The sequence below is a fragment of the Pseudoalteromonas sp. CO109Y genome, from assembly GCF_004208935.1.
GTDB lineage: Bacteria > Pseudomonadota > Gammaproteobacteria > Enterobacterales > Alteromonadaceae > Pseudoalteromonas > Pseudoalteromonas shioyasakiensis.
On sequence record NZ_SGPD01000066.1, the window covers coordinates 1 to 249 of the forward strand.

Sequence of the window (249 nt, forward strand, 5' to 3'; positions counted from 1 at the left end):
CATCGGCGCTGTTTCGTTTCACTACTGAGTTCGGCATGGGGTCAGGTGGGTCCAAAACGCTATTGTCACCAAGCAAAAGGCGTGGAAAGGATTCTCGACAAAGCGCGTAGCGCTTACGAGTCCTTTGCGCAAGGTGAACTGATTTCGCGTTAAGCGTTGCGGTTCACCCTACATAAATCTGGAAATCTGATACTTTCTTACAGCTTAAAGCTTATGGCTTACAGCTTCGTAAAATCTACTTTAGTAACT

The 249-nt window shown here is 46.2% G+C and carries 1 rRNA gene; it reads right to left on the reverse strand.

Going from position 1 to position 249, the window contains the following annotated elements:
* Nucleotides 1–73, reverse strand: a 5S ribosomal RNA gene (gene rrf / locus EXT43_RS20575); the annotation flags it as partial.
* Nucleotides 74–249: the final 176 nt, after the last annotated feature.